This is a genomic window from Bradyrhizobium sp. HKCCYLRH3097, assembly GCF_051167875.1.
In the GTDB taxonomy this organism is placed as follows: Bacteria; Pseudomonadota; Alphaproteobacteria; order Rhizobiales; family Xanthobacteraceae; genus Bradyrhizobium.
Window position 1 is genome coordinate 379,066 of record NZ_JBNPTX010000004.1, and the last position, 25,375, is coordinate 404,440.

General features: G+C 65.7%; 25 protein-coding genes. 16 read left to right on the forward strand and 9 right to left on the reverse strand.

What is annotated here, in order from left to right; all coding sequences use genetic code 11:
- The first annotated feature begins 154 nt into the window (after positions 1 to 154).
- Positions 155 to 1,120: an NAD(P)-dependent oxidoreductase gene (locus ACQR0U_RS13300; RefSeq protein ID WP_315716320.1), complete on the forward strand. Its 966-nt coding sequence runs from the start codon at positions 155 to 157 to the stop codon at positions 1,118 to 1,120.
- Positions 1,121 to 1,126: 6 nt separating this feature from the next.
- Here ACQR0U_RS13300 and ACQR0U_RS13305 read toward each other — a convergent pair whose 3' ends face one another.
- From ACQR0U_RS13305 to ACQR0U_RS13315, 3 genes are all read right to left on the reverse strand, one after another.
- Complete coding sequence (locus tag ACQR0U_RS13305; RefSeq protein WP_316204435.1) at positions 1,127 to 2,440, reverse strand: tetratricopeptide repeat protein; 1,314 nt, start codon at positions 2,438 to 2,440, stop codon at positions 1,127 to 1,129.
- A gap of 2 nt (positions 2,441 to 2,442) precedes the next feature.
- Positions 2,443 to 3,453, reverse strand: coding sequence for an aldo/keto reductase (locus tag ACQR0U_RS13310; protein ID WP_434843265.1), 1,011 nt, complete (start codon positions 3,451 to 3,453; stop codon positions 2,443 to 2,445).
- A gap of 191 nt (positions 3,454 to 3,644) precedes the next feature.
- A complete protein-coding gene (locus ACQR0U_RS13315) occupies positions 3,645 to 4,067 on the reverse strand; it encodes a PaaI family thioesterase (protein WP_315716316.1) in 423 nt (140 codons plus the stop codon).
- 80 nt (positions 4,068 to 4,147) lie between these two features.
- Between ACQR0U_RS13315 and ACQR0U_RS13320 the strand changes: the two genes are divergently transcribed.
- The gene (locus ACQR0U_RS13320; protein WP_315751410.1) at positions 4,148 to 4,777 is read left to right on the forward strand and encodes an NUDIX hydrolase; all 630 of its coding nucleotides are present in this window, start codon (positions 4,148 to 4,150) and stop codon (positions 4,775 to 4,777) included.
- Positions 4,778 to 4,802: 25 nt separating this feature from the next.
- Positions 4,803 to 5,984: a hypothetical protein gene (locus ACQR0U_RS13325; RefSeq protein WP_316165807.1), complete on the forward strand. Its 1,182-nt coding sequence runs from the start codon at positions 4,803 to 4,805 to the stop codon at positions 5,982 to 5,984.
- Between the two features lie 18 nt (positions 5,985 to 6,002).
- Here ACQR0U_RS13325 and ACQR0U_RS13330 read toward each other — a convergent pair whose 3' ends face one another.
- The gene (locus ACQR0U_RS13330; protein WP_315716313.1) at positions 6,003 to 6,305 is read right to left on the reverse strand and encodes a hypothetical protein; all 303 of its coding nucleotides are present in this window, start codon (positions 6,303 to 6,305) and stop codon (positions 6,003 to 6,005) included.
- A 173-nt stretch (positions 6,306 to 6,478) separates the two neighbouring features.
- On the opposite strand from ACQR0U_RS13330, the gene ACQR0U_RS13335 reads away from it, so the two are divergent.
- The 5 genes from ACQR0U_RS13335 to ACQR0U_RS13355 all read left to right on the forward strand — a co-directional run bounded on the left by ACQR0U_RS13335 (position 6,479) and on the right by ACQR0U_RS13355 (position 11,571).
- Positions 6,479 to 6,955 carry a hypothetical protein gene (locus ACQR0U_RS13335; protein WP_315716312.1) on the forward strand — a complete coding sequence of 159 codons (477 nt, stop codon included), beginning with the start codon at positions 6,479 to 6,481 and terminating at the stop codon, positions 6,953 to 6,955.
- A gap of 208 nt (positions 6,956 to 7,163) precedes the next feature.
- The gene (locus tag ACQR0U_RS13340) at positions 7,164 to 8,126 is read left to right on the forward strand and encodes a TAXI family TRAP transporter solute-binding subunit (protein ID WP_315716311.1); all 963 of its coding nucleotides are present in this window, start codon (positions 7,164 to 7,166) and stop codon (positions 8,124 to 8,126) included.
- 156 nt (positions 8,127 to 8,282) lie between these two features.
- Positions 8,283 to 10,376 (forward strand): TRAP transporter permease, encoded by a 2,094-nt coding sequence (locus ACQR0U_RS13345; RefSeq protein ID WP_434843348.1) that lies wholly within the window; start codon positions 8,283 to 8,285, stop codon positions 10,374 to 10,376.
- Entirely contained in the window at positions 10,373 to 10,747 is a 375-nt protein-coding gene (locus ACQR0U_RS13350; protein WP_316170774.1) for a DUF1850 domain-containing protein, read from the forward strand. The genes ACQR0U_RS13345 and ACQR0U_RS13350 overlap by 4 nt, the downstream gene beginning before the upstream one ends.
- A gap of 23 nt (positions 10,748 to 10,770) precedes the next feature.
- Positions 10,771 to 11,571, forward strand: a complete 801-nt coding sequence (locus ACQR0U_RS13355) for an SDR family NAD(P)-dependent oxidoreductase (RefSeq protein ID WP_434843264.1) — start codon at positions 10,771 to 10,773, stop codon at positions 11,569 to 11,571.
- Between the two features lie 147 nt (positions 11,572 to 11,718).
- Here ACQR0U_RS13355 and ACQR0U_RS13360 read toward each other — a convergent pair whose 3' ends face one another.
- Positions 11,719 to 12,489 (reverse strand): hypothetical protein, encoded by a 771-nt coding sequence (locus ACQR0U_RS13360; protein ID WP_434843263.1) that lies wholly within the window; start codon positions 12,487 to 12,489, stop codon positions 11,719 to 11,721.
- 325 nt (positions 12,490 to 12,814) lie between these two features.
- On the opposite strand from ACQR0U_RS13360, the gene ACQR0U_RS13365 reads away from it, so the two are divergent.
- The 5 genes from ACQR0U_RS13365 (at position 12,815) to ACQR0U_RS13385 (ending at position 18,361) form a co-directional block, all read left to right on the forward strand.
- Positions 12,815 to 13,564 carry a tetratricopeptide repeat protein gene (locus ACQR0U_RS13365; RefSeq protein WP_434843347.1) on the forward strand — a complete coding sequence of 250 codons (750 nt, stop codon included), beginning with the start codon at positions 12,815 to 12,817 and terminating at the stop codon, positions 13,562 to 13,564.
- A 101-nt stretch (positions 13,565 to 13,665) separates the two neighbouring features.
- Positions 13,666 to 15,048 carry a tetratricopeptide repeat protein gene (locus ACQR0U_RS13370; RefSeq protein ID WP_316235510.1) on the forward strand — a complete coding sequence of 461 codons (1,383 nt, stop codon included), beginning with the start codon at positions 13,666 to 13,668 and terminating at the stop codon, positions 15,046 to 15,048.
- Between the two features lie 123 nt (positions 15,049 to 15,171).
- A complete protein-coding gene (locus ACQR0U_RS13375) occupies positions 15,172 to 17,076 on the forward strand; it encodes a propionyl-CoA synthetase (RefSeq protein WP_315716306.1) in 1,905 nt (634 codons plus the stop codon).
- Positions 17,077 to 17,173: 97 nt separating this feature from the next.
- Entirely contained in the window at positions 17,174 to 17,446 is a 273-nt protein-coding gene (locus ACQR0U_RS13380; RefSeq protein ID WP_315716305.1) for a hypothetical protein, read from the forward strand.
- 183 nt (positions 17,447 to 17,629) lie between these two features.
- Positions 17,630 to 18,361 carry an OmpW/AlkL family protein gene (locus ACQR0U_RS13385; RefSeq protein WP_315751420.1) on the forward strand — a complete coding sequence of 244 codons (732 nt, stop codon included), beginning with the start codon at positions 17,630 to 17,632 and terminating at the stop codon, positions 18,359 to 18,361.
- A 286-nt stretch (positions 18,362 to 18,647) separates the two neighbouring features.
- Here the strand turns inward: ACQR0U_RS13385 and ACQR0U_RS13390 are convergent, their stop codons facing one another.
- A complete protein-coding gene (locus ACQR0U_RS13390) occupies positions 18,648 to 19,343 on the reverse strand; it encodes a DUF1013 domain-containing protein (protein WP_315716303.1) in 696 nt (231 codons plus the stop codon).
- A gap of 267 nt (positions 19,344 to 19,610) precedes the next feature.
- Here ACQR0U_RS13390 and ispH point away from each other — a divergent pair, with 267 nt between their 5' ends.
- The 3 genes from ispH (at position 19,611) to rnhA (ending at position 22,162) form a co-directional block, all read left to right on the forward strand.
- Entirely contained in the window at positions 19,611 to 20,579 is a 969-nt protein-coding gene (gene ispH / locus ACQR0U_RS13395) for a 4-hydroxy-3-methylbut-2-enyl diphosphate reductase (RefSeq protein ID WP_315716301.1), read from the forward strand.
- Between the two features lie 147 nt (positions 20,580 to 20,726).
- Positions 20,727 to 21,701: a homoserine kinase gene (locus tag ACQR0U_RS13400; RefSeq protein WP_315751421.1), complete on the forward strand. Its 975-nt coding sequence runs from the start codon at positions 20,727 to 20,729 to the stop codon at positions 21,699 to 21,701.
- Positions 21,698 to 22,162 carry a ribonuclease HI gene (gene rnhA, locus ACQR0U_RS13405; protein ID WP_315826554.1) on the forward strand — a complete coding sequence of 155 codons (465 nt, stop codon included), beginning with the start codon at positions 21,698 to 21,700 and terminating at the stop codon, positions 22,160 to 22,162. The genes ACQR0U_RS13400 and rnhA overlap by 4 nt, the downstream gene beginning before the upstream one ends.
- Positions 22,163 to 22,286: 124 nt before the next feature.
- On the opposite strand, the gene ACQR0U_RS13410 is transcribed toward rnhA, so the two are convergent.
- The 3 genes from ACQR0U_RS13410 to ACQR0U_RS13420 form a co-directional block, all read right to left on the reverse strand.
- The gene (locus ACQR0U_RS13410; protein ID WP_315826555.1) at positions 22,287 to 22,760 is read right to left on the reverse strand and encodes a YcxB family protein; all 474 of its coding nucleotides are present in this window, start codon (positions 22,758 to 22,760) and stop codon (positions 22,287 to 22,289) included.
- A gap of 263 nt (positions 22,761 to 23,023) precedes the next feature.
- Positions 23,024 to 23,509, reverse strand: a complete 486-nt coding sequence (locus tag ACQR0U_RS13415) for a peroxiredoxin (RefSeq protein WP_315826556.1) — start codon at positions 23,507 to 23,509, stop codon at positions 23,024 to 23,026.
- Positions 23,510 to 23,653: 144 nt separating this feature from the next.
- Positions 23,654 to 25,345, reverse strand: coding sequence for a long-chain fatty acid--CoA ligase (locus ACQR0U_RS13420; protein ID WP_316170782.1), 1,692 nt, complete (start codon positions 25,343 to 25,345; stop codon positions 23,654 to 23,656).
- Between the last annotated feature and the right edge of the window lie 30 nt (positions 25,346 to 25,375).

Here is a 25,375-nt window from a genome sequence, read left to right on the forward strand (position 1 = left end):
CGAACGAACGGTGCGACCAGGAGAGTGGTCTTCGTGTTTTCGTCATTGCGAGCGAAGCGAAGCAATCCAGGGTGGCAGCCGTGACTCTGGATTGCTTCGTCGCTTCGCTCCTCGCAATGACCGCATCCGTGATAAGTAGGACGAGGAGACGACAATGACCACGACGCATTCGCTCGGCTGGATCGGCATGGGGCGCATGGGCTATCCCATGGCCGAGCGCCTGCTCAAGGCCGGCCACAAGGTGTCGATCTACAATCGCACCCGCGCCAAGGCCGAGCCGCTGGCGGCGAAAGGGGGCGTGATCGTCGATCATCCCCGCGATCTCGCCGCGTGCGACATCGTGTTCACGATGGTGTCGACGGGCAAGGATCTCGAGCAGGTCTATTTCGGCGACAACGGCCTGGTGGCTGCCAGTTCCGGATCGCGTCCCCGGATCCTGGTGGACTGCTCCTCGATCGGCATCGAGCAGTCGGAGGCAATCGCCGCCAGGCTCGTTCGACTGGGCTGTGAGTTCGTGCGCGCGCCGGTGTCCGGCAACGGCAAATGCGTCAAGGCCGGCAAGCTGTCGTCGGTCGTCTCCGGCCCCAAGGCCGCATTCGAGGTCATCGCACCCTATCTGGCGAAGATCGCTGTCTCCGGCGTGTCCTATGTCGGCGAGGGCGAGCTCGCGCGCATCTGCAAGATCGCGCACAATGTCTTCCTCGGCGTCGTGATCCAGAACCTCGCCGAGATCACCATCCTGGCGCAGAAGGCCGGCGTGCCGCGCCATGCCTTCCTGAACTTCATGAACGCCAGCGTCATGGGCTCGACTTTCACGAAGTACAAGAGCAACGCGCTGGTCAATCTCGACTGGACCACGACCTTCACGCCGCCGCTGCTGCGCAAGGATCTCGATCTCGGCCTGTCGGCGGCGCGCCAGCTCGACGTCGCGATGCCGGTGACGGCCGCGACGCGCGAGGCATTGCAGGCCCATGTCGGCGCGGCCTCGCTGCAGGCCGATCCTGCCGCCTATCTGGAGAAGGATTTTGCGGCGCTGCTGGAGACCGTGGCGCTGGCGGCCGGCGTCAAGCTGGCGCCGGAGAACGTGCCGATGCCGACCGGGCTGGAGACCGAGGGATAATCCGGCTCAGCTCGCGGTGAGCGCCCGCCAGCGGGTGTCGCGCGCGGAGGGGCGGCGGTGCAGGCGGGCATCGAGCAGGTCTCGCGCCTGAGCCAGCGCGCCGCTGCGGATCAGTGCCAGGATGTAGGTGTCCTCGATCACCTCGCGCTGGGCGTGGCTGCCGCCGATGCGGGGGAGGTCGCCGATGACGGGCGCAAGCTCGCGCGCGCATCCGCGCCAATTGTCATCGGCGAACGCACGCAGTGCCCGCAACATGTGCGGCACGATGCGCCCGGCCGGCAGCCTGCCCTCGGCCTGCCGCCGCTCGATCGCGGCAAGGCGTCCCTTGAGCGCGGCGCTGTCATGCGTTGCTGCCGCGATCATCACCAGATGCATCTCGGCGAAGGCGAGGGTCGAACCCGTGAAGCGCGTGCTCGCATAGGCCGCCGTGTCGGCCCATGCGTTGGGCGGCACCGGTTGCTCGTCAGCCATCAGCCGCCACAGCAGCGAGGCGCAGTCGGACAGGGTGTTGAGCGGGGGCGCCGAGTCCATCGTCGGCACCAGCACGTCGGTATAGACCGCCCGCGCCTTGTCGGTATCGCCCCGGTCCAGCGCGCCGAGCGCCTGGTGCCAGCAGATATGGCCATGCAGCATTCCTGTGCGGTCATAGTCGCCGATCCACCCCTCGACGAGCGCATCGGCCTCGTCCACCGCGCCTTCCTCGAACATCGCATGCAGCAGCGCATGCACGGCATAGGCGTTGTGCCGGCGCAGCGCGAAGCTGCGCTCGGTGACGGCGCGGCCCTTCGCCAACTCGCCGGCCTCGGTCAGGGCCCAGCCATGGTTGGACATGAACCACCAGTCCTCGCCATAATCAGCGGCGAAGCGGTCGCAGAGGTCGCGGCGGGCGGCATCGTGATCGGCGCGGCCGGAGAAGGCGAGCAGGCCGAAAGCGCCGAGCGGGAGCGCCATGATCATGGCGTCCCGCGGCCAGTTCGCCAGATGCGCCAGGGTCGATGTCAGAGCGTCAGTGCTGCGTCCCTCGATGGCGAGCACCAGGGTCGCGACATGGCTCTGCTCGCGCGGGGTGCCGCGCTTGGCAGCGAGGTCGCGGGCGCGTGCGATGGTCTGCAGCGCCGCCTCGCGCTGCATGTAGATCGCGTGGATGCGGGCACGCGCCGCGTGCGCCAGCGCGAACTCCGGATCGAGCATGATCGCCCGCTCGAACGCGTCAATGGCCCCGGGCCAGAATGCGAGCAGCAGATCCATGCCCTCGCGATAGGCTGCGGCCGCGTCAGTGGAGGCGGTCGACAGTGGCAGGCCGTAGCGATCCTCCTCCATCTTTAGCCCACCCGCGGCCTGCGGCCCTCGATCGGATAGGCCGGATCGTTGTAGCCCGGCGTCGAGGCGTGACCGGTCACGACCAGCCGGTCGATCAGCGCCTCGTCGTCGGCGGCAAAGGGATAGTCGAGCGCGCGGATGTAGTCGTCCCATTGCGCCTCGGTGCGCGGACCCGCGATCACGGAGCTGATGAAGGCCGAGTTGAGCACCCAGGACACGGCGAACTGTCCCGGCGTGAAGCCCTTCGTCTCGGCGTGACGCTTGATCTCCTGCGCCAGCTTCAACGATTCGGGCCGCCACTCGGTCTGCATCATCCGCGTATCGTTGCGGCCGGCGCGGGTGTCCGTGTCCGGCGGCGCATCGGGGCTGTACTTTCCGGTGAGCACGCCGCGCGCCAGCGGGCTGTAGGGCACGACGCCGAGGCCGTAATAGCCGCAGGCCGGCAGGTGCTCGACCTCCGGCATCCGGTTCATCGCATTGTAGTACGGCTGGCTGACGACAGGGCGGTCGATGCCGATGGCGTCGCAGAGATTGCAGATCTCGGCGAGCCGCCAGGCGCGGTAGTTGGAGACGCCGAAATAGCGGATCTTGCCGGCACGCATGAGATCGCCGATCGCGCGCACGGTTTCCTCGAGCGGCGTCGCGTGATCTTCCTTGTGCAGGTAGTAGATGTCGATGTGACCGGTGCCGAGCCGCCGCAGGCTTTCGTCGGCAGCCCGCAGCACCCAGCGCCGCGACAGGCCGGCGCGGTTGGGATCGTCGCCCATCGGGTTGGCGAGCTTGGTGGCGACGATCCAGCGGTCGCGCTCGCGCGCGATGGCGCGGCCGACCACCTCTTCCGAGACGCCCTTGTTGTAGGCATCCGCGGTGTCGATGAAGTTGACGCCGGCGTCGCGCGCTTTGGCGATGATGCGGGCGGATGCCGGCTCATCGGTGGGACCGCCGAACATCATCGTGCCCAGGCAGATCGGCGACACTTTCAGGCCGGAACGGCCGAGCTGGCGATAGTCCATTGATGCCTCATTCTTGCCACACGCGCGCATGGGTTTGATAGGACGATAAACCCATCAACGCGTCTTTGCGAGCGCAGCGACGTGTCCGCCGAAGCCCTTGGGGCGTAGGCGGAAGCAATCCAGAGTCCCTTCCGCCACCCTGGATTGCTTCGTCGCTGCGCTCCTCGCAATGACGGCGGAGCGAGTGACCCCTATTCGCTCTTCAAGATCTTGAACACGCCCGAGGCCATCGCGATCACGCGAGGTCCGGCCGTGACCTCGGTGGTGATGAACACCAGGCTGCGGGTGATCCGCACCACATGCGGCCGCGACACCAGGGTCTCGCCGATCTTGCCGGACTCGACGAAATGCGTGTCGAACTGGATCGTCGCCATGTGCTCCTTGCCTGCGGCGTAGCGGGCCGTCATGCCGCAACTGCGGTCGGCCAGCGTCATGATCACGCCGCCCTGGACCAGGCCGCGGCGGTTGTGGTGCTTGTCCTCGGTGACGATGGCGTACTCGTGGACACCGCCGACGACCCGCTGCCACAGCGGGCCGATCAGATGCAGGAAACCGGAGGTGTCGACGATCTCCCAGCCGTCGGACGTCATCCTGGCCGCGGCCGATTTCGTCATCGCTGAAGACCCTTCCCGTTGTGGCCCGAGCCGGCCTGGAGGTCGTTTCATCTGTCGCCGGCCTGGTGTAGTCAAGCTGCATGCCGATGCCGTTCGACGATGCCACCAGGCGGAAAATCGCAAGCTGCTGCGCGGGCTTCGTGCGGTTGGAGGCGACTGCGGCGGCGGCCTCGCTGAAGCGCGCGGCGGTGGTGATCGCGCTGGCCCCCCACCACGAGACCGGCAACACGGCGCTGCTGCTCACTCTGCGTGCCGCAGGGCTGCGCAGCCATGGCGGGCAATGGGCGCTGCCGGGCGGACGCTGCGACGCCGGCGAAACGACGGTCGAGGCCGCCCTGCGCGAGCTCGCAGAGGAGCTCGGGCTGATCCTGGCGCCGGACGCGGTGCTGGGCCTGCTCGACGACTACCCGACACGGTCGGGCTATCTGATTACCCCGGTCGTGGTATGGGCGGGCGATGGCCGCACGCTGCGACCGAATCCGGACGAGGTCTCCTCGGTGCACCGGATCGGCCTGGATGCGATCACGGCGGACGACGCGTTCGACTTCACCGTGATCCCAGAGAGCACGCGGCGCGTGATCCGCTTTCACGCCCGCGAGGGCCTCATTCACGCGCCCACCGCAGCGCTGATCTATCAGTTCCGCGAGGTGCTGTCCGGCCGCGACACCCGGGTGCATGAGCTGGAACAGCCGGTGTTTGCCTGGAAGTAGCCGCCGTTTCGGCTACAAGGGCGGCATGCTTCATCAGCCGATTCGCACGCTTGTCCTGATTGTCGCCTGCGCGGTCGCGGGCGCACCGCCATTGCTGGCCGGGGAACCCGCGCCAGTCGCAGCTCCGCGCGATGCCTTGGCCCAGATGGCCTCGCCCGCCGCGATCGCGGAGTACCAACGCAGGCTCGCCGAATATCAGCAGGCGCGTGCGGTGTTTGACCAGGAGGCGGGCGCCTATTGGAAGGCGATCTCGGATAAGCGCCGCATCCGCAACGCCAAGCGTCGCGACCGCCAGCCGATTGGGCTCGACGACTATGTGCTGGAGCAGCCGCCGGTCTACACCGGGCCGAAGCGGCCGGTGAACCCCGAGCCGGAACCTGAGGGCGAGCCGCGCGAGCGCAAGTACATCCCCGTGGTCGCCGACCTCGTGAAGGCGGCACAGGAGCATTTCCAATGGTCGCCGCAGCGCCCTGCCAACGACATCGATTTCAAACGCGCCTATGCGCGCTTCGCCGCGGCGTCGGGACTGACGCGCGAGCAGGCGGTGCGCGTCTATGCCTTCGAGACCGGCGGCAACGGCAAGCACGACTCGCAATCGGGCTTCAAGGGCAACCGCGCGATCTCGACCGCGATCGGCTACAATCAGCTCTTGACCACCAACAGCGTCGAGCTGCTGGCCGAGCAGGGGCCGCTGTTCATCCGCCTGCTCGGCGAACGCGTGGCTCGGACGTCCGGCCCGGCACGCGGCGCGATGGAGCACAAACTCGCGGTCCTGAAGAAGATGGTCGCGATTGCGCGCTCCGTGCCGGACGACTGGTCGGCGCATGAGAAGATCGGCAACACGCCGCAAGGCTGGGCCATGCATGCGATGGTGCTCGACATCGACGTCGGGCCGATGCTGCAGACCCACAAGCTCTTGACCTCGGTGCTGTTCGCGCGCGCCAAGGGCTACATGAGGCCGCTTTCGGCCGCCGAGCTCGAGATGATGAATCTCACCGGTGACGGCACGGGCTTCGACATGGTGACGATGCCGCTCGAGATGCGCGATCAGGTTCCGACCGCCAACTTCTTCCAGCGCGGCGGCTACGAGCGCAATCCGGTCGCCGTTCGCCACAACACCGTGGCGAAGCTGCTTGCAGTGACGGATTCCAGGATGGACTCGCTCAGCAGCCTGCCCGGCGCCAAGGAACTGGCGGCCGCGTTCTGAGGCTGCGCTCGCTCGCCTTTACTCATCCGCGCCGAACGAGAAGCTGCCGTCGCCGTCGAGATAGGGGGCCGTCCGCATGTAGAGCTGACCGTTCTGGCCGACGAAGAACAGCGTGCCCTTCGGTACCTTCTTGGCGCCCTTGAGCAGCATGTCGGCGTTCTTGGTGCCCATCTTGTAGGCGAGCGTCCGGCCATCCTTGCCATAGGCGTAGCCCATGTCGGGCTTCAGCTCCCACGGCTCCGGTGGTGCCGCGCGCACCGCGCTGGTCAGTGCACCCAGCGCACCGAGGGCGATCAGGGCTTTCAGAACCAAGCTCTTCATGTCCTCCTCCAATCGATGTCGTCTCGAACAAATCACGAACGCTGACGCGACGTCAACGTCGCCCCGTCGCAGTGCAGTGATCGTTGGGCGGATTTTCCATTCGCCGATCTCGCGATTATCCTGCAGCGTGGTTTAGAAACATAGGCCAAGAAAACAATTTGGGGATGATTCGGATGAGCCTTGTCACGAAGATCGGTTGGGTTGCGGCGTTGTCGCTGGTGACGTTGGCATCCGCCCGGGCCGACGACTTCAAGCTGTCCAACAACCAGCGCATCGCCTGCAGCCGCGGTCTCTCCGCCGGCAAGCTCAATACGGCCGTCTGCAAGTCCTACGCCTACCTCTTCAACGTGAAGACCTCGGAATATTTCCGCTGCCAGGTCTCACTGTCGCTGACCCGGGACAACAAGGAAGTCATCAACGTCCAGACCGACGGCGGCTGCACCAGGAAGCCGCGCGTGTTCGACACCGATTCCAAATATGAGTTCGACGCCACCGAGACCGAGCCGGCGAACACCAATTCCTTCTTCGGCAATGGCGGCTATTCGATCTGGGTGGCGGATACGACCCAGCAGAAGGTGCGCGGCTGCATGACGATCTCGTCCGGGCTCGGCTCGGACATCTCCAAGTGCCTCGACATGACGTTCCAGTGACCGGCGGCCTTGCGAGCGAGGCGGCCCGCTCCTCTGGGCTGCACCTGCGGTTCAAGCTGGTGGTGCTGTCAATGTAAGATTGAACGCGGGGCGCATCGGTCCCGGCCTCGCGCCGTGGGAGCGGGAGAGGCTGGTGCGCCAGTCTTTCGGATGGGTTGACCCCGCGCCCGCAGCCGTCCAATTTGCGGCAAAATCAATGGGAGGATCCATGCGCTTCTCGAAAATCTCTGGCACTGCAACCGGTTTCATTCTGGCAGCCGCCTGTCTGCTCGCGGCGCCAGCGGCGCAGGCCCAGAGCTTCATCAACGTGCTCACCGGCGGCACGTCGGGCGTCTACTATCCGCTCGGTGTCGCGATCGGGAAGATCTACGGCGACAAGATCCCCAATGTGAAAACCCAGGTGCAGGCGACCAAGGCCTCCGTCGAGAACCTGATCCTGCTGCAGCAGGGCCGCGGCGAGCTCGCCTTCGCGCTCGGCGACTCCCTGAAGGCCGCCTGGAACGGCGAGGAGGAGGCCGGTTTCAAGACCAAGCTGGACAAGCTGCGCACGATCGGCGCGATCTATCCGAATTACATCCAGATCGTCGCGACGGCCGAGTCCGGCATCAAGACGCTGGCGGATCTCAAGGGCAAGAGTCTGTCGGTCGGCGCGCCGAAGTCCGGCACCGAGCTCAACTCGCGCGCGATCCTCGCCGCCGCCGGCATGAGCTACAAGGATCTCGGCAAGGTGGAGTATCTACCGTTCGCCGAATCGGTCGACCTGATGAAGAACCGGCAGCTCGGCGCCACCTTGCAGTCGGCTGGCCTTGGCGTCGCATCGTTGAAGGATCTGTCGACCTCGTCGCCGATCACCGTGGTGTCGGTGCCGAAGGAGGTCGTCGACAAGATCGGGCCCCCGTTCGTCGCGGCGACCATCCCGGCCAACACCTATACCGGCCAAGACAAGGACGTGCCGACCGCGGCCGTGATCAACTATCTCGTCACCAGCTCGGCGGTATCCGACGATCTCGCCTATCAGATGACCAAGCTGATCTTCGAGTCGCTGCCGGAGCTCGCCAATGCGCACGCCGCCGGCAAGGAGATCAAGCTGGAGACGGCGGCGCAGGACAGCCCGGTGCCGCTGCACCCCGGCGCGATCCGCTACTACAAGGAAAAGGGCATCCTGAAATAAGGACGCTGCTCGCCCGGCCTGCCTTGTAGGCCGGATCATTCGCAACCGGCTGCGTGGGAAACATTCCGCGCAGTCTTGTCGTTCAGGTGATTGCGGCCATGGTCAGCAGCGCCTGATGGGCGCGTTGGGGGGATCATGACGATCGAAGCCGTGAACATGGAAACGCCGGTCAAGGTCGAGTTCGACAATTTCGAGCACGGCTTTCCGGAAGGCTTCGGCCCCGGCCGCTGGGGCTATCTCGCCTACGGCATCGGGCTCGCCTTTGCGATATTCCAGCTCTACGTCGCCGCCTTCAACTATCTGCCGAGCCAGGTCGTGCGCGGCGTCCATGTCGGCTTCCTACTGCTGCTGACCTTCGGCCTGATCGGCAACTTCACCGCCAGGACCGACGCCGGGCGCATCGCGGGCTGGACCATCGGCGCCATCGGCTTCCTGTGCGGCCTCTATCAGTGGATTTTCTATGCCGACCTGATCGCGCGCGACGGCGATCCGACGCGCACCGATCTCGTGGTCGGAACCCTGCTGGCGGTACTGATCTTCGAGGGCACGCGCCGGCTGATGGGGCTCGCGCTGCCGCTGATGTGCGGCGCCTGCCTGTTGTACTGGTTCTTCGGCCAGTATCTGCCGGCGCCGCTCAACCATCGCGGCTATGATTTCGATCAGGTGATTACACACCTCTCCTTCGGCACCGAGGGCTTCTACGGCGTGCCGATCTACGTCTCGGCGACCTACATCTTCCTGTTCATCCTGTTCGGCTCGTTCCTCGAGCATGCCGGCATGATCCAGCTGTTCACCGACGTCTCGCTCGGCCTGTTCGGTCGCACCCGCGGCGGTCCTGCCAAGGTCGCGGTGTTCGCCTCCGGCATGATGGGCACGATCTCCGGCTCGGGCGTCGCCAATGTCGTCACTGTCGGCCAGTTCACGATTCCGCTGATGATCCGGTTCGGCTACCGCCGCGCCTTTGCGGCCGGCGTCGAAGCCACCGCGTCGATGGGCGGACAGATCATGCCGCCCGTGATGGGCGCGGTCGCCTTCATCATGGCCGAAACCCTGGGCGTCGACTACTCGGTGATCGTCAAGGCGGCGGTCATTCCAGCCATTCTCTATTTCGCCTCGGCGTTCTGGATGGTGCATCTGGAGGCCGGCAAGCACGGCCTGACCGGCATGAAGCCGTCGGAGATCCCGAGCGCCTGGAAGGCGCTGGTGGCGCGCTGGTATCTCGTGCTGCCGCTCGCCGCGCTGGTCTACATGCTGTTCGAGGGTTTCACGCCGCTGTATGCGGGCTCGATGGGACTCGCGCTGACGGTGGCGCTGATCCTGGGCACCTCGATCACCATGGGCTTCTCCAACCAGGTGCTGCGCTACGTCTTCTGGATCGGGCTCGCGCTCGTCGTCGGCGCGCTGTCGCGCAACGGCCTGCAGATCATTCCCGTCGCCTCCGTCGTCGTTGCGCTCATCGTCATCACCGGCTTCGTGCGCGGCGGAATGGGCACCTTGCACGCCTGCCGCGATTCTCTGGCTGAAAGTGCGAAGTCGGCGCTGACCGTCGGCATGGCCTGCGCGATCGTCGGCGTCATCATCGGCATGATGACGCAGACCGGCGTCGGCTCGATCTTCGGAAGCTGGGTGATCGGCCTCGGCAAGACCAGCCTGTTCGCGGCGCTGATCATGACCATGCTGCTGTCGATCCTGCTCGGCACCGGCATCCCGACCATCCCGACCTACATCATCACCGCGGCACTGGCGGCCCCCGCGCTCGCCAAGCTGGGCGTGCCCCTGATCGCGAGCCACATGTTCGCGTTCTACTACGGCATCATGGCCGACCTTTCGCCGCCGGTCGCGCTGGCCGCGCTGGCGGCCGCCCCGATCGCCAAGGAGAATCCCGACAAGATCGGCTGGGAGGCGATGCGGATCGCGCTCGCCGGCTACGTCATTCCGTTCCTGTTCGTCTACTCGCCCGCGCTGATGCTGCAGCCGGGTGACCCGATGGAGACGCAACTCGGCTTCATCGGCGCGGTGGCGTATGCTTCCGTCAAGGCGCTGATCTCGATCGGCCTGTTCGGCATGGTGGCGATCGGCTTCCTGTACGTGCGCATGACCCTGGTCGAGCGCCTGCTGGCGTTTGTCGCGTCCGTCTGCCTACTCGGCGAATTTCCCTACAGTGACGTGCTGGGATTTGCCCTGGCGGTGGTGATCGTGGCGTGGCAGTGGCGGCAGCGGCCGCCGGCTGCCGTGGTGGCCTCCGCTTGAGCCTCTGCCTCGCGTCATCGGGTGTGGTGAAGGCGCTGACGCTCGCCGGATTCACTTTGGCTTGGACCCACTCGGTTGAGAAGACCGCGTGGCAGGAGGATTGGCGCGTCACGGCCGATGGTCTCGAACTGGTGCAGGCGCGCGTCAAGGGCTCGGGCGCGGGCATGGAGCCGCCGCCGGAGGCGCGGCTGGTCGACGGCTGGTTCCAGTGGCAGACCCAGCGGGGGCCGCTGTCGCGGATCGTGCTCGCCAATTCCGGCGCGGCCGGCGAGTGGCGCATCTGCGCGGACGGGCAATGCCGGACGCTGTCGGACATCTTCGGCCATGACATCGGCGCAGCGACCATCACGATGAGCGCCTGTACCGAATAACGAATAAGCGACGGGAGAACGCGATGGATCGTCTCAGGGGCAAGGTGGCGCTGGTGGTCGGTGCGGGCTCGATCGGGCCGGGCTGGGGCAACGGCAAGGCCACGGCCGTGACCTTTGCGCGGCAGGGCGCCAAGGTGTTCTGCGTCGACCGCAACAAGGCCGCCGCCGCGGAGACCGCCTCGATCATTTCAGGCGAAGGCGGGCAGGCCGAGGCGTTCACCGCCGATGTCTCGAAGGCCGTCGAGGTCGAGGCGATGGTGAAGGCTTGCGTTGCCGCCTATGGCCGTATCGACGTGCTCGACAACAATGTCGGCATCGCCGAGATGGGCAGCGTCGTCGATGTCGAGGAGGCCGAGTGGGATCGCGTGTTCGCGGTCAACCTCAAGAGCGCCTATCTCGCCATGAAGCACGTCATTCCGGTGATGATCGGGCAGGGCGGCGGCTCCATCATCAACATCTCTTCTGTCGCCTCGATCCGCCAGGTCGGCATCTCCTATGTCAGCTATGGCGCCAGCAAGGCGGCGATGAACCAGATGACGCGCACGACCGCGGTCGAGTTCGCGCCGAAGCACGTCCGCGTCAATGCGATCCTGCCCGGGCTCATGAAGACGCCGATGGTCGAGCACTCAGCGGGGCTGGCCGCGAGCTACGCCAAGGGCGATGTCGAGGAGATGTGGCGCAAGCGTGATGCGCAGGTGCCGATGGGGCACATGGGCGACGCCTTCGACGTCGCCAATGCCGCCTTGTTCCTCGCCTCCGACGAGTCGCGCTATGTCACCGGCACCATGCTGGTGGTGGATGGCGGGCTGACCTGCCGGAGTTAGGTCTCGCCGCGCGCGTCATTGCGAGCAACGCGATGTGTCCGCCGTCGCTCGAAGAGCGAAGGCGGAAGTCTCCAGGAAGCCCTGGATTGCTTCGTCGCCTTCGGCTCCTCGCAATGACGCGTGTTACAGGAGAGATCAGCGCTGCGGCTATTGCGCCATCGCCAGCATGCCGCCTGCAATCGCATGCCACGTCGAGGTCATGCTGATCGGCCAGTTCAGGAGCTTCACGGCGATCAGCGCCAGCCCGCCATAGACGTAGACCCGGTGGACGCGTCCGAACGTGCGGCGGTCGTGGACGATCGCGACGACGAGCAGCAGGTAGGCGACGAAGGCCGGTGGGATCGTCACGAACACCGGCGGCGGGCCGAGCGGGCCGGGCGGCGCCAGGAATGTCAGGAACCAGCGCGCCACGGCGGCGTCGAGCAGCGAGATGCCGGCGAGCAGCATCAGCCGCTTGTGCGTTTCCGGCCGGCGCAGATGGACAACCGCGAGCGCAAAGACCACGGCAAAGAAGGCGATGCCGCTGAGGGGCACGATGGCAAAGGCGATGCCCTCGTTGGCCTGACCCATCGCCGCGGAACGCTTCATCGCCTCGATGGCAACGAGGAAGCCAAAGATCGTCATCGCCGTGGCGAGCGATACGCCGAAGATGCCGAGCGAGCGGTGCCACGCCGTGCGTCCGGATGCGGCAAGCCAGCTCTGCAGCGCGAAATACAAGGTCCAGGTGAAGAACAGGAAGCCGTGGAAATGAATCACGGGCGCGCCGGCAAATGAGCCGCGGGCCAGTGGCAGCCAGTAGGTCGGTGCGAAGCCGATGATCGCAATGGCCATGCAGGCCAGAGCCATGTTGAAATAGAAATAGCGCGCAGGGGACGCAACGACGCCGCGTGCGCGCGAATTGTCGGTCAGAATAGTCATGCGGTTGTGTCTGCGGGGACCGCCACAGGTTCAAATGGCGACCGAGGGCGTCGCTGGGGTGCGCATCCACAACATCTTGAGGGGAATGCGCGGCACGATCACGTGCATTTCAGTCGAGGCCGCAATCCGCTCGCGAGCTCCCGTTCGCAAAGGTCGCCTTCTCCCGGAAAGGGACTGTCGCACCGCTGCTGCCGCTGTATAGTTGAAGTGCCGCGGCGGGGATTGCGCCCCCCGCGCGCCGTGCCGGATCGCCCACGACTTGAGAGAGCCATCTGCCTTGACCGCATCCGTCTCCTCATGGGCTGCCGCCGATCGCCGGGATGGGGTGCTGCGCCTGGCCGCGCTGGTCACGCTCGGATGGCTGGTCTCGACCCAGGCCCATGCGGTCGGCGCGGCCGAGCCCGGCAAGGAGCCGGCGGTGGATGCCGGTGCCTGCATGGCGGCCTCGGAGGCGCGCGATGGCGACAAGGTGCTCACCGAATGCGGCGCCGTGATCGATAATCCCAAGGCCGCGAGGGCCGATCGCATCAACGCACTGATCGCGCGCGCCTCGATCTTCATCACCAGGGGTGAGATCGATCGCGCCATCGCCGATTACGGCGTGACCTTGCAGCTCAACCCGACGCTCGCCAGCATTTTCAACGCGCGCGGCGAACTGCATCGCAAGAAGGGCGACCGTTCGAAGGCGCTGGCCGATTTCGCCGCTGCGCTGCGGCTCAATCCGGATCACGCCAGCGCCCGCAGCAACTACCACGCACTCGCAGTGGAGCTCGAGCGCCTGGGCGCGCAGATGGCCGTCGCGGGCCGGCCTAGCTTCAATTGCGCCACGGCGCGTCGCGCCGTGGAGAAGGCGATCTGCGCCGATCCGGAGCTCGCCAATCTCGATCGCGAGATCGACGGCGCGCAGGCCCGCGTCGTTCGCGAGGCGGCCGCCCCCGCCGCAGCCCGCGCCCTGCAGCGCGAGCAGGACGCGTTCATCGCGCGGCGCAACGCCGGCTTTGGCAAGCCCGGCTACGATCTCAAGAAGGCGATGCAGGACCGCCTGCGGCGGCTGAACGGCGTCGACGGCTATTAACCATCGGCGTGGCCGCTTGAACCGGGTTCCGGCCGGAGACGACAACGGGGAAGATCAGCGTCTCACCCGCAACAGTCGAAATTCGAGCCGAGTCCATGCCGATGCACGCTTTCATTCGTTCGATTTCATCCTGCTCATCCTACCTCGCGCTGGGTCTTGCAGCCGGTCTTGTCCTTGGCCTCGGGGCCCAGCCTGCATTCGCCGCGGACCCCGAATGCGCTTTGGGCAGCAAGGCGCCCCCGTCCGAGCTCATCACCGCCTGCTCGACCGCAATCGAGCAGGCATCGAGTTCGCCGAAGGATCAATCCATCGCCTTGGTTGCCCGCGCCGATGCCCGTGCGCGTACCTCGGGCGGCCTGACCCAGGCCCTGAAGGACCTCGACCGTGCCATCGCGCTCGACGGCAAGAATGCGCGCGCCTATCGGCTGCGTGGCGACCTGATGCGCGAAGCCGGTGGCGATGCCGGCAGGGCGGCGGCCGATCTGAGCATGGCGATCTCGCTCGATCCGAATGACGCCGAAGCCTATGAGCTGCGTGGCGTTGTCTATACCGAGCAGCGCCGTCTTGATCGCGCTCTGGCCGACTACGACCAGGCGATCCGGCTGAAGCCCGACTACGCGCAGGCCTTTGCCGACCGCGGCGTCGCCTTCTACCTGCGCGGCGACAACGAGAAGGCCGTGCGCGACTATGACGAGGCGATCCGGCTCGACCCGAAACGGCCGCGCACATTCACCAACCGTGCCGCGGCCTACAAGAAGCTCGGCCAGATGGACAAGGCGCTGGCCGATGACGATGAGGCGATCCGGCGCGATCCGAAGGTGTCGGAATATTACGACAATCGTGGCCTCACCTACGCCGCCATGAAGGAGTACGACAAGGCGATCGCCGATTATGATCAGGCGATCAGGATGGAGCAGCGGGCAAATTTCTTCACCAACCGCGGCGATTCCCATCAGTTCAAGGGCGAGCTCGGCGCGGCGCTCAGCGACTACGACGCCGCGCTGCGGCTCGATCCGAATTTCGCGCTCGCCTACAACAACCGGGCGGTGCTGTACAAGAAGATGGGCGAGCGCGCCAAGGCGCTGGCCGACTACGAGGCCGCGCTGCGGCTGGATCCCGGCAACGACAATGCCATCGCCGGCCGGCGCGTCATGCTGGCCGAGATCAAGAAGTTCGGCGCCGAGCCGCCGCGTCCGTTGAACGCGCCGTCAGAGCGAAGCGGTCCGTCGTTCGATTGCGCCACGGCCGCGCGCGAGGTCGAGAAGGTCATCTGCGCCGACCCGCAGCTCTCGGTGCTCGATCTCGGCATTTCCGAAAGCTATGCCCGGCGCTTGAAGTCCTCCCGCGGCCGCGCCGCTGCCGAGCTGCGCGGAACGCAGCGTGACTTCATCGCGGAGCGCAATGCCCGGTTCGGCAAGCCCGGCTACGACCTTCGTCTAGCCCTGCAGCGTCGCCTGGATACCCTCCGCGATGGAGCGCATTGATCCGGCCCGGAAAATGGCGCGGACGTCCGGGCCTGCCTGATCTGGATCAATTCATGACGGCTTGAACTGTCGCTTTGTCCCGTGACAATACTCGGGAATAAACACAGATCTTGGGGAAACGTCATGAGCGCTGCGAGCCGCTATCACGAGGTCCATGCACGGTCGCTGCAGGACCCGGAAGGGTTCTGGGCCGAGGCCGCCCGCGCGATCGACTGGATCGAGCCGGCCAAGACCATCTTCGATCCCGCGATGGGCGCCTACGGCCGCTGGTTTGCGGGGGCCGTCGTCAATACCTGCTACAACGCGCTCGACCGCCACGTCGCCGCCGGCCGCGGCGATCAACTGGCGCTGATCCACGATTCGCCGCTCGCCAGCTCGGTCACGAAGCTCACCTATGCCGAGATGCTGAAGGAGGTGCAGACGCTCGCCGCGATCATGCAGGATTTCGGCGTCGGCAAGGGCGACCGCGTCATCCTGTATATGCCCATGGTGCCCGAGGCGATGGTCGCGATGCTGGCCTGCGCGCGCATCGGCGCGGTGCATTCGGTGGTGTTCGGCGGCTTCGCGGCCAAGGAGCTCGCGACCCGCATCGACGACGCCACGCCCAAGCTCGTGCTGTCGGCGAGCTGCGGCATCGAGCCCGGCCGCATCGTGCAATACAAGCCTCTGCTCGATCAGGCGATCGAGCTCGCCGACAACAGGCCCAAGGCCTGCATCGTCCTGCAGCGTCCCGAGCATGTCTGCGAGCTGAAGCCCGGCCGCGATTACGACTGGGCGGCGCTGCGCAAATCTGCGCTCGCCAATGGCAAGCTGGCGCCGTGCGTGCCGGTGCTGGCGACCGATCCGCTCTACATCCTCTATACTTCCGGCACGACCGGCAAGCCGAAGGGCGTGGTGCGGGACAATGGCGGGCACCTCGTCGCGCTGAAATGGTCGATGGAGAATCTCTACGGCATCAAGCCGGGTGAGGTCTGGTGGTGCGCCTCCGACATCGGCTGGGTGGTTGGCCACAGCTACATCATCTACGGCCCGCTGATCCATGGCGCGACCTCGGTGATGTATGAGGGCAAGCCGGTCGGAACGCCCGATGCCGGCGCGTTCTGGCGCGTCATCAGCGATCATAAGGCGGTCGCTCTGTTTACCGCGCCCACGGCATTCCGCGCCATCCGCAAGGAGGATCCGGAAGGTACTTTCTTGCGCAAATACGATCTATCGCATTTCCGCACCCTGTTCCTGGCCGGCGAGCGCGCCGATCCGCCGACGGTGGAATGGGCCGAGCAGCAATTGAAGGTGCCGGTGATCGATCATTGGTGGCAGACCGAGACCGGCTGGTGCATCGCCGGCAATCCGGTCGGCCTTGGCCTGTTGCCCGTGAAGCACGGCTCGCCGACGGTGCCGATGCCGGGCTACCAGGTCGACATCGTCGACGAGGCCGCCAAGCCGGTGCCCGCCAACACCATGGGCTCGATCGTGATCAAGCTGCCAATGCCGCCCGGCTGCCTGCCGACCCTGTGGCAGCAGGAGGACCGCTTCAAGGAATCCTATCTCAGCGAATTCCCCGGCTACTACAAGACCTCAGACGCCGGCTACAAGGATGAGGACGGCTATGTCTTCGTGATGGGCCGCACCGACGACATCATCAATGTCGCCGGCCACAGGCTGTCGACCGGCGGCATGGAAGAGATATTGGCCTCGCATCCCGACGTCGCGGAATGCGCCGTGCTCGGCATCAAGGATGCGATCAAGGGCGAGGTGCCGTGCGGCTTCATCGTGCTCAAGGCCGGTGTCTCGCGCAGCCCGTCGCAGATCGAAAAGGAGATCGTGGCGCTGGTACGCGACAAGCTCGGACCGGTCGCTGCGTTCAAGCTCGCCATCACCGTCGGCCGGTTGCCGAAGACGCGCTCCGGCAAGATCCTGCGCGGCACGATCAAGAAGATCGCCGACGGCGAGCAATGGAGCATGCCGGCCACGATCGAGGATCCCAAGGTGCTCGAGGAAATCGGCGAGGCGCTGAAGAGCCGCGTCTGACACGACGCCGCTGAAAAGTGACCCGGGCTTGACCCGGGCGCCCATTCTCGTCAAGCAACGGCGGAGACCAGCCCGATTGACGAGAATGGAACGTTCGATGCGACAGACCTCCGCCCGCCTGGCCCTGGTGCTGATGGCCGTATTTTCGCTCTCGGCCTGCGCCTCCCGCAACCAGGGTCCGGCGGTGGCGCTCGGCAATGACGACGATGATGCGGTCTGTCAGGCCGGTGGCAAGGTCGCGCCGGGCTCCGCCGAGTATGTCGCCTGCCGCAAGGACCGCGACGTGCAGCGGCAGCGCGCCGAGGCACGTGCCGACCGCCGGCAGCGCGATCTCGGCGAATACATGATGAACCACCCCGACCGGCCCTGAGCGCCACTGCAAGCGCCTCTCATGGCGCGTGACTTCGATGCAACAGTTGCGTGACATCGGCGCTGCAACAATGCCGATTGATTGAGATCAAATCCAACTCCATGGCGTCCCTGCCACATCTGTGACCGCAAGGCGCGGCCGTGCCCGCGCAGATGTTGCTCAAGGGTGGCTATGGGGATCTCGATGAACAGGATGTTGAAACTCTCGTCGTCGCTGCTGGTGCTGGCGGCGATCTGCGGAGCCATGGGCTCGGCGCAAGCGGCCGACCTGCAGGCGGCGCCGGTCTACACCAAGGCGCCGGTGGTCGAGGCGTGGAATCCGTGGATGCTCCGCGTGCGCGCGCTCGGCGTGCTGCCGGATGCTGGCGGCTCCACCGTGAACGTGACCGGCGTGCCGGCGCTGTCGTCGCCGAACTCCGGCCTGTCGATCTCCAACTCGGTCGTGCCCGAGCTCGACATCAGCTACTTCTTCACCAAGAACATCGCGGCCGAGCTGATCCTCGGCGTCACCCGGCATTCCATCGGCGGCACCGGCTCGCTCGACGGCCTCAACATGGGCAAGGCCTGGCTGCTGCCGCCGACGCTGACCCTGCAATATCACTTCACCGATTTCGGCGCGTTCAAGCCGTATGTCGGCGCGGGTGTGAACTACACGGTCTTCTTCAACCAGAGCGCCGCGAACCAGGTGTGGAACGGTCTTGCCGTCACCAACCTGCACATCTCCAACCAGTGGGGCGCCGCGGTCCAGTTCGGCTTCGACTACATGCTCGACAGGCACTGGGGCCTGAACGTCGACGTCAAGAAGCTGTGGCTGCAGCCGAACTACTCGGCGACCGTCAACGGCGCAATTCCGGTCACCGGCCGCGCCAACATCGATCCGTGGCTGGTCGGCGTCGGCGTCACCTACAAGTTCTGATTTTTTCAGTTCCTCCCAAGACTGTCATGGCGCCGGCATTCCCGGCGCCATTTTTTTTGGACTGTTTGCGGGTCGCGAAGCTCGGGCTCGGGCCTGTAAAACCGGCGTCGTCCCGGCCTTGAGCCGGGACCCATACGCCGCAGCGGGAGTGAGGAAAGACGCGCTGAGTTACAGCCAGCTTGAGCCGTCACGCAATCCTGTGGTTATGGGTCCCTGCGTTCGCAGGGACGGCACCGATGGTGGGGCAGTCGCGGGTGAATTGACCCGAGGACAGGAGGTGCCCGTCCTACTCTTCCTCGTCGTCCTGCTTCTTGCCGCCGATGGTCTTGAGCTTGGCGAACACGGCGTCGACGTTGAGATCGTCCTCATCGCGGCCCGCCGGCTCGTACTCGTCCTTGCGCGTGGTCTCGGAGGCCGGGAGCAGGGTGGCGCCGCTGTAATTGGCGTCGAGCGGCTTTTCCTTGGCGGCACGCTGGACCTCGAAGTCGAGCTCGATCTGCGAGCACAGGCCGAGCGTCACCGGATCCATCGGCGTCAGCGTCTGCGCGTTCCAATGGGTGCGGTCGCGCACGCTCGCGATCGTGGTCTTGGTGGTGCCGACCAGGCGCATGATCTGGGCGTCCTTGAGCTCGGGATGGTTCCGCACCAGCCAGAGAATGGCGCTCGGGCGCTCGTGGCGGCGCGACACCGGGGTGTAGCGGGGGCCCTTGCGCTTGGGCTGCGGCGGCAGCACCACCTTGCTCTCCTGCAGCCGGAGCCGGTAATTCGGGTCGCGCTCGGCCTTCTCGATCTCCTCGCGGGTGAGCTGCCCGGTCGAGATCGGATCCATGCCCTTGATGCCCTGGGCGGCGTCCCCGTCGGCAATGGCGCGCACCTCCAGCGGGTGCATCTTGGTGAAATCGGCGACCTGGTCGAAGGTCAAGGCGGTATTGTCGACCAGCCACACGGCAGTTGCCTTCGGCATCAGCGGGGCGTTGCTCATGGCAAATCTCCTTTGTGCTCCGCCCCGGCCCTGGAGGCGAAACCTGCGGTCATCGGCGATGACGGGAATTGGCCCTATATAAGCCGTCCCGGGGGCAGGGCGCAATGGCCTGGAGAAAACGGCCTTGACAGCGCTCGAAAGCAGTCCCAAGTCCTACCCAAACGAGTGTCAGACCCAAGTTCTTCGCGTATCGACCGCCCCCGCTTGCCGGCCCGGGGGTCCGTGGTCGCCGAAACCAGCCCGCATAGATCAGCTCAGACCAGCCCCATGGCAGCCAAACCAGACCTCAAAATCGTGCTCTGCTCGCCGCGCGGCTTCTGCGCCGGCGTGGTGCGCGCCATCGACACCGTGGAACGGGCGCTCGCCATCTATGGCGCCCCGGTCTATGTCCGACACGAGATCGTGCACAACAAATACGTCGTCGACAGCCTGAAGACCAAGGGCGCCATCTTCGTCGAGGAACTGGCGGAGATTCCCGACAGTACCAATGCACCGGTGGTGTTCTCGGCCCATGGCGTGCCGAAATCGGTTCCGGCCGAGGCCCAGGCGCGCAACTTCTTCTCCCTGGACGCGACCTGCCCGCTGGTGACCAAGGTCCACCGCGAGGCGGCGATCCACTTCAAGCGCGGCCGCGAGATCCTGCTGATCGGCCATTCGCACCATCCGGAGGTGGTCGGCACCGTCGGCCAGCTTCCGGCCGGCGCCGTGACGCTGATCGAGACCGCCGAGGACGCGGCGACCTTCACCCCGAAAGACCCCAACAACCTCGCTTTCGTCACCCAGACCACGCTGTCGATCGACGACACCAAGGATATCGTCGCGATCCTCAAGGGCCGTTTCCCGAACATCTCGGGCCCCCACAAGGAAGACATCTGCTACGCCACCACCAACCGCCAGCTGGCGGTCAAGAAGGTGGCCCCGGTGGTCGATGCGCTGATCGTGGTCGGTGCGCCGAACTCGTCGAACTCGCAGCGCCTGCGCGAGGTCGCCGAGCGCGAGGGCTGCCCGATTGCCGTGCTGGCGCAGCGCGCCTCGGACATCGACTGGGCGCGCTTCGAGGGCATCAAGAGCCTCGGCATCACAGCCGGCGCCTCGGCGCCGGAGGTGATCGTCGAGGAGATCATGGGCGCCTTTGCCGAGCGCTACGTGCTCCATGTCGAGACGGTCTCTGCGGCGGAAGAGAACGAATTCTTCCCGCTGCCGCGCTCGCTCCGGCCGGAAGCGGCAGCCGAGTAAGTCGGCCGGTTCTTTTCCGCCCTCGGCGGCCTCTCGGCCTTGAACGCGGCGCCCGCATGCGCGATGAAGGGCGCTACGGGCCTGTCCGGTGACGAAGTTCGCATCGGAGAGGCGGGGGCAGGCGAACTTCGATAACTGGGATAGCGCATGGCGGTCTATACCGACGTCGCCGCCGACGAGCTTGCGGATTTCATCAAGACCTACGACATCGGCGAGCTGCTCTCTTACAAGGGCATCGCCGAAGGGGTCGAAAACTCCAACTTCCTGCTCCACACCACCAAGGGCTCCTTCATCCTCACGCTGTACGAGAAGCGCGTGGCGGTGGATGACCTGCCGTATTTTCTGGGCCTGATGGCCCACCTCGCCGAGCGCGGCGTGAGCTGTCCGCAGCCCGCCCGCAACCGCGACGGGGCGGTGTATTCGAGCCTGTCCGGCCGGCCCGCGGCGATCATCAACTTCCTGGAAGGCATGTGGCCGCGCAAGCCGAACGTCACCCACTGCGCCGGCGTCGGCGCGGCGCTGGCGCAGATGCATCTGGCCGGACGCGACTTCCCGCTGGTGCGCAAGAATCCGCTCTCGGTCGCCGGCTGGCGGTCGTTGTTCGCGCAGGCCGCCGACCGCGCCGACACGGTGCAGGCCGGCCTCTCCGCGCTGCTCTCCGCCGAGCTCGATCATCTCGGGCGCTCCTGGCCGACGCATCTGCCGGAAGGCGTCATCCACGCCGACCTGTTCCCGGACAACGTGTTCTTCCTCGGCGACAAGCTCTCGGGGCTGATCGACTTCCCGTTCTCCTGCAACGACATTCTGGCGTATGACGTCGCGATCTGCCTCAACGCCTGGTGCTTCGAGGCCGATCATTCGCTGAACGTCACCAAGGCGCGCGCCTTCTTCAACGCCTATGGCCGCGTCCGGCCGCTGTCGGACGCCGAGCTGGAGGCGCTGCCGCTGCTGGCGCGCGGCGCCGCGATCCGCTTCCTGCTGACGCGGCTGGTGGACTGGCTCAACGTGCCTCCCGGCGCGCTGGTGAAGCCCAAGGATCCGCTCGAATATGTCCGCAAGCTGCGCTTCCACCAGGCGGTGACCAGCGTGCGCGACTATGGCATCGGCGGAGCATTGGCGTGAGCGAGCATCCGGTCGTCAGCATCTACACCGATGGCGCCTGCTCGGGGAATCCGGGGCCGGGCGGCTGGGGCGCGATCCTGCGCTTCGGCGACAACGAAAAAGAGCTGAAGGGCGGCGAGCCGCACACCACCAACAACCGCATGGAGCTGATGGCCGCGATCTCGGCGCTGGAGGCGCTGAAGAAGTCGTGCCAGGTCGAGCTCTACACCGACAGCCAATATGTCCGGCAGGGCATCACCGGATGGATCCACGGCTGGAAGCGCAATGGCTGGAAGACCGCCGACAAGAAGCCGGTCAAGAACGCCGAGCTGTGGCAGCGGCTCGACGCGGCGCTGAAGCCGCACAAGGTCAACTGGCACTGGGTCAAGGGCCACGCGGGCCACCCGGAGAACGAGCGTGCCGATCAGCTCGCACGCGATGGCGTGGCTATGGCCAGGATGCAGAAGAACGTGCGGGGCTGACGGGTTGGTTAACCGAATCATCGCCCCACACTCGACTTTCGTCGCCCGGCTCGAGACCGGGCGATCCAGTACTCACCACCGGTCGTGTTCAATCGGCGTACTGGATATGAATCAGGGCGGGCCCCTAATTTGCACCGCGCCGATGCCAGGTCTCAACTGCCGCTGCGAAGAGCCGCTTATGTTCCTCCGAGTCGAATGCTCGGCGCGGAATCAAGAGGGCATTTCCGTTCTTCCCGGTGATTGTGACTAGCTCAGGCGTCTCTTCGATCGTGGATATCTCTCTCCAGCTCCATGCACGGCTCTTGTTGCCGATCTTGGTGTAGAGGCCATCTTCGCTGGCTGTGAGCTCTCGGTGCTGCGGCTTGAACATCAGCTGTGGGAAAGCGACGAGAAACGCCACGAAAACGCCAGCGGCAAGCAGGCCATAAAGCAGTTTTGCGTAATCATGCGGTGGCCAATGGCCATCCCAAATGAGTGCGAGCGCAATGAAGAAAAGAGCGGAATATGCGTGCAGCACCCAGAGTTTCTTGCGCCAGGCGCGCCAATACCAATCCCAGACCTCAGCCCGAGTACTGGCGTATTTCAGCGTGACGGCCATCTGAACTTTCGACGCTGGCGAGAGGCGGGGCGGGCTGGCGCAGATGTTCGTCGGTGATATCGTCGATGAGCTGCACCGGCGCTCAATCTCACCCGTTAGTCTTATTATTCAACCGTCATCGCCCGGCTTGACCGGGCGATCTAGCACTCACCGGCCGTCGTGTTCTGGCGATAGGCCGAGGCTTACTGGATTCCCCGCTTTCGCGGGGAATGACACTGGTGAGTCGGGAGGCGGTGTGCCTCGTATCGGAGGCCGGCGCGGCTTTACAGCTGCCCGAGCAGCGTGTCGCCGCCGGAGACCTCGACCTTGCCCGGGGCGGCTTCGAGGTTCAGCTTGGTGACCTTGCCGTCCTCGACCAGCATCGAATAGCGCTTGGAGCGGATGCCGAGGCCGGCGCCGGACGCGTCGAGCTCCATGCCGATCGCCTTGGTGAACTCGGCATTGCCGTCGGCCAGGAACACGGCCTCGTCGCGCTGGTCGGTGTCGCGCTTCCAGGCGTTCATGACGAAGGCGTCGTTGACCGAGACGATCGCGATGGTGTCGACGCCCTTGTCCTTCATCGCATAGGCGTTGAGGAAGATGCTGGGCAGATGCATCTTGTGGCAGGTGCCGGTGTAGGCGCCGGGCACCGCGAACAGCGCGACCTTCTTGCCCTTGAAGATGTCGTCGGTGGTTTTGACCTGCGGGCCTTCGCCGGTCATGACGCGGAATTGGGCCTGCGGCAGCTTATCGCCAACCTGGATGGTCATTCGAGTTACTCCTTCCCCTGGATGTGTCTTGCGCGGTGCGCGCTACACTATTCGGCGGGCCGGAAACGGCAACGGCCCGCCGTGATCACGTATCCGTCATCGCACGTCCCTCATCGCGCGCCGGGGCTTGCGGCGCCAATGGACTCAGGCCGCTGCTGCCGGCTTCTTCTTCTCGTCGCGCAGCTCCCGGCGCAGGATCTTGCCGACATTGGTCTTCGGCAGCTCGGTCCTGAACTCGATCTGCTTCGGCACCTTGTAGTTCGTGAGCTGCTCGTGGCAGTGCTTGATGATGTCCTCGGACGTGAGGTTGGGGTCCTTCTTCACCACGAACGCCTTGACGACCTCGCCGGTCTTCTCGTCCGGCAGCCCGATCACGGCGGTCTCCAGCACGCCCGGATGGGTCGCGATGACCTCTTCGACCTCGTTCGGATAGACGTTGAAGCCGGAGACCAGGATCATGTCCTTCTTGCGGTCCACGATCTTGACCGAGCCGTCCGCGGCCATGACGCCGACGTCTCCGGTGCGGAAGAAGCCGTCCGCCGTCATCACCTTGGCGGTCTCGTCGGGACGATTCCAGTAGCCTGCCATCACCTGCGGGCCCTTGGCGCAGATCTCGCCGGGTTGTCCCAGCGGCACTTCGTTGCCGTCGTCGTCGCGGATCGAGAGCCAGGTCGACGGCAGCGGCAGGCCGATGGTGCCGGTGAATTCCGTCGAGGTCGGTACGTTGCAGGTCAGCACCGGTGCGGTCTCCGACAGGCCGTAGCCTTCGGCGATGCTGCAGCCCGTCACCTGCTTCCACTGCTCGGCCACCGGGCGCTGCACGGCCATGCCGCCGCCGTTGGAGACCTTCAGCTTGGAGAAATCGATCTTGCGGAAGTCAGGATGATGCAGCAGGCCGTTGTAGAGCGTGTTGACGGCCGGGAAGGTGGTGACCTGATACTTCATGAGCTCCTTGATGAAGCCGGGGATGTCGCGCGGATTGGGGATCAAGAGATTGGCGCCGCCCGCGCGCACCGCGAGCAGGAAGCAGCAGGTCAGCGCGAAGATGTGGTAGAGCGGCAGCGCACAGACGATCAGCAGCTGATCGACATGCGGCGGCTTGTCCATCACCGGCTGCAGCCACGCATCGTTCTGCAGCACATTGGCGACGACGTTGCGGTGGAGCAGCGTGGCGCCCTTGGAGACGCCGGTGGTGCCGCCGGTATATTGCAGGAAGGCGACGTCGTCTGGACCGATGGTGGGCTTCTGGAAGCGCTTGCCGCGGCCGGCGGCGAGCGCATCGTTGAAGGGGACCGCGCCCGGCAGCGAGAACGCCGGCACCATCTTCTTCAGGCGGCGGACGACGAGGTTGACGATCACGCCCTTGAAGCCGAGCAGGTCGCCCATGCTGGCGACGACGATGTGCTTGACCTGGGTGTGGCCGACCACCTGCTGCACCGTGTGGGCAAAGTTCTCCAGCACGATGATCGCCTCGGCGCCGGAATCCTTGAGCTGGTGCTCGAGCTCGCGCGGCGTGTACAGCGGGTTGACGTTGACGACCGCGTAGCCCGCGCGCAGCACCGCGGAGATCGCGATCGGATATTGCAGCACGTTCGGCATCATCAGCGCGACGCGCGCGCCCTTTGCCAGCCCCAGGCCCTGCAGATAGGCGCCCATCGCGACCGACATATCGTCGAGCTCGCGATAGCTGATCGCCTTGTCCATGCAGATGAAGGCGCGGCGATCGGCGAATTTCCTGAAGCTCTCTTCCAGCAGGTCGACGAGCGACGGGTATTTGCCCGGATCGATATCGGCGGGAACGCCGGCCGGATAGTGCTTGAGCCAGATGCGCTCCATGACCCTTCCTCTCTGATCGTCTCTTGTTCG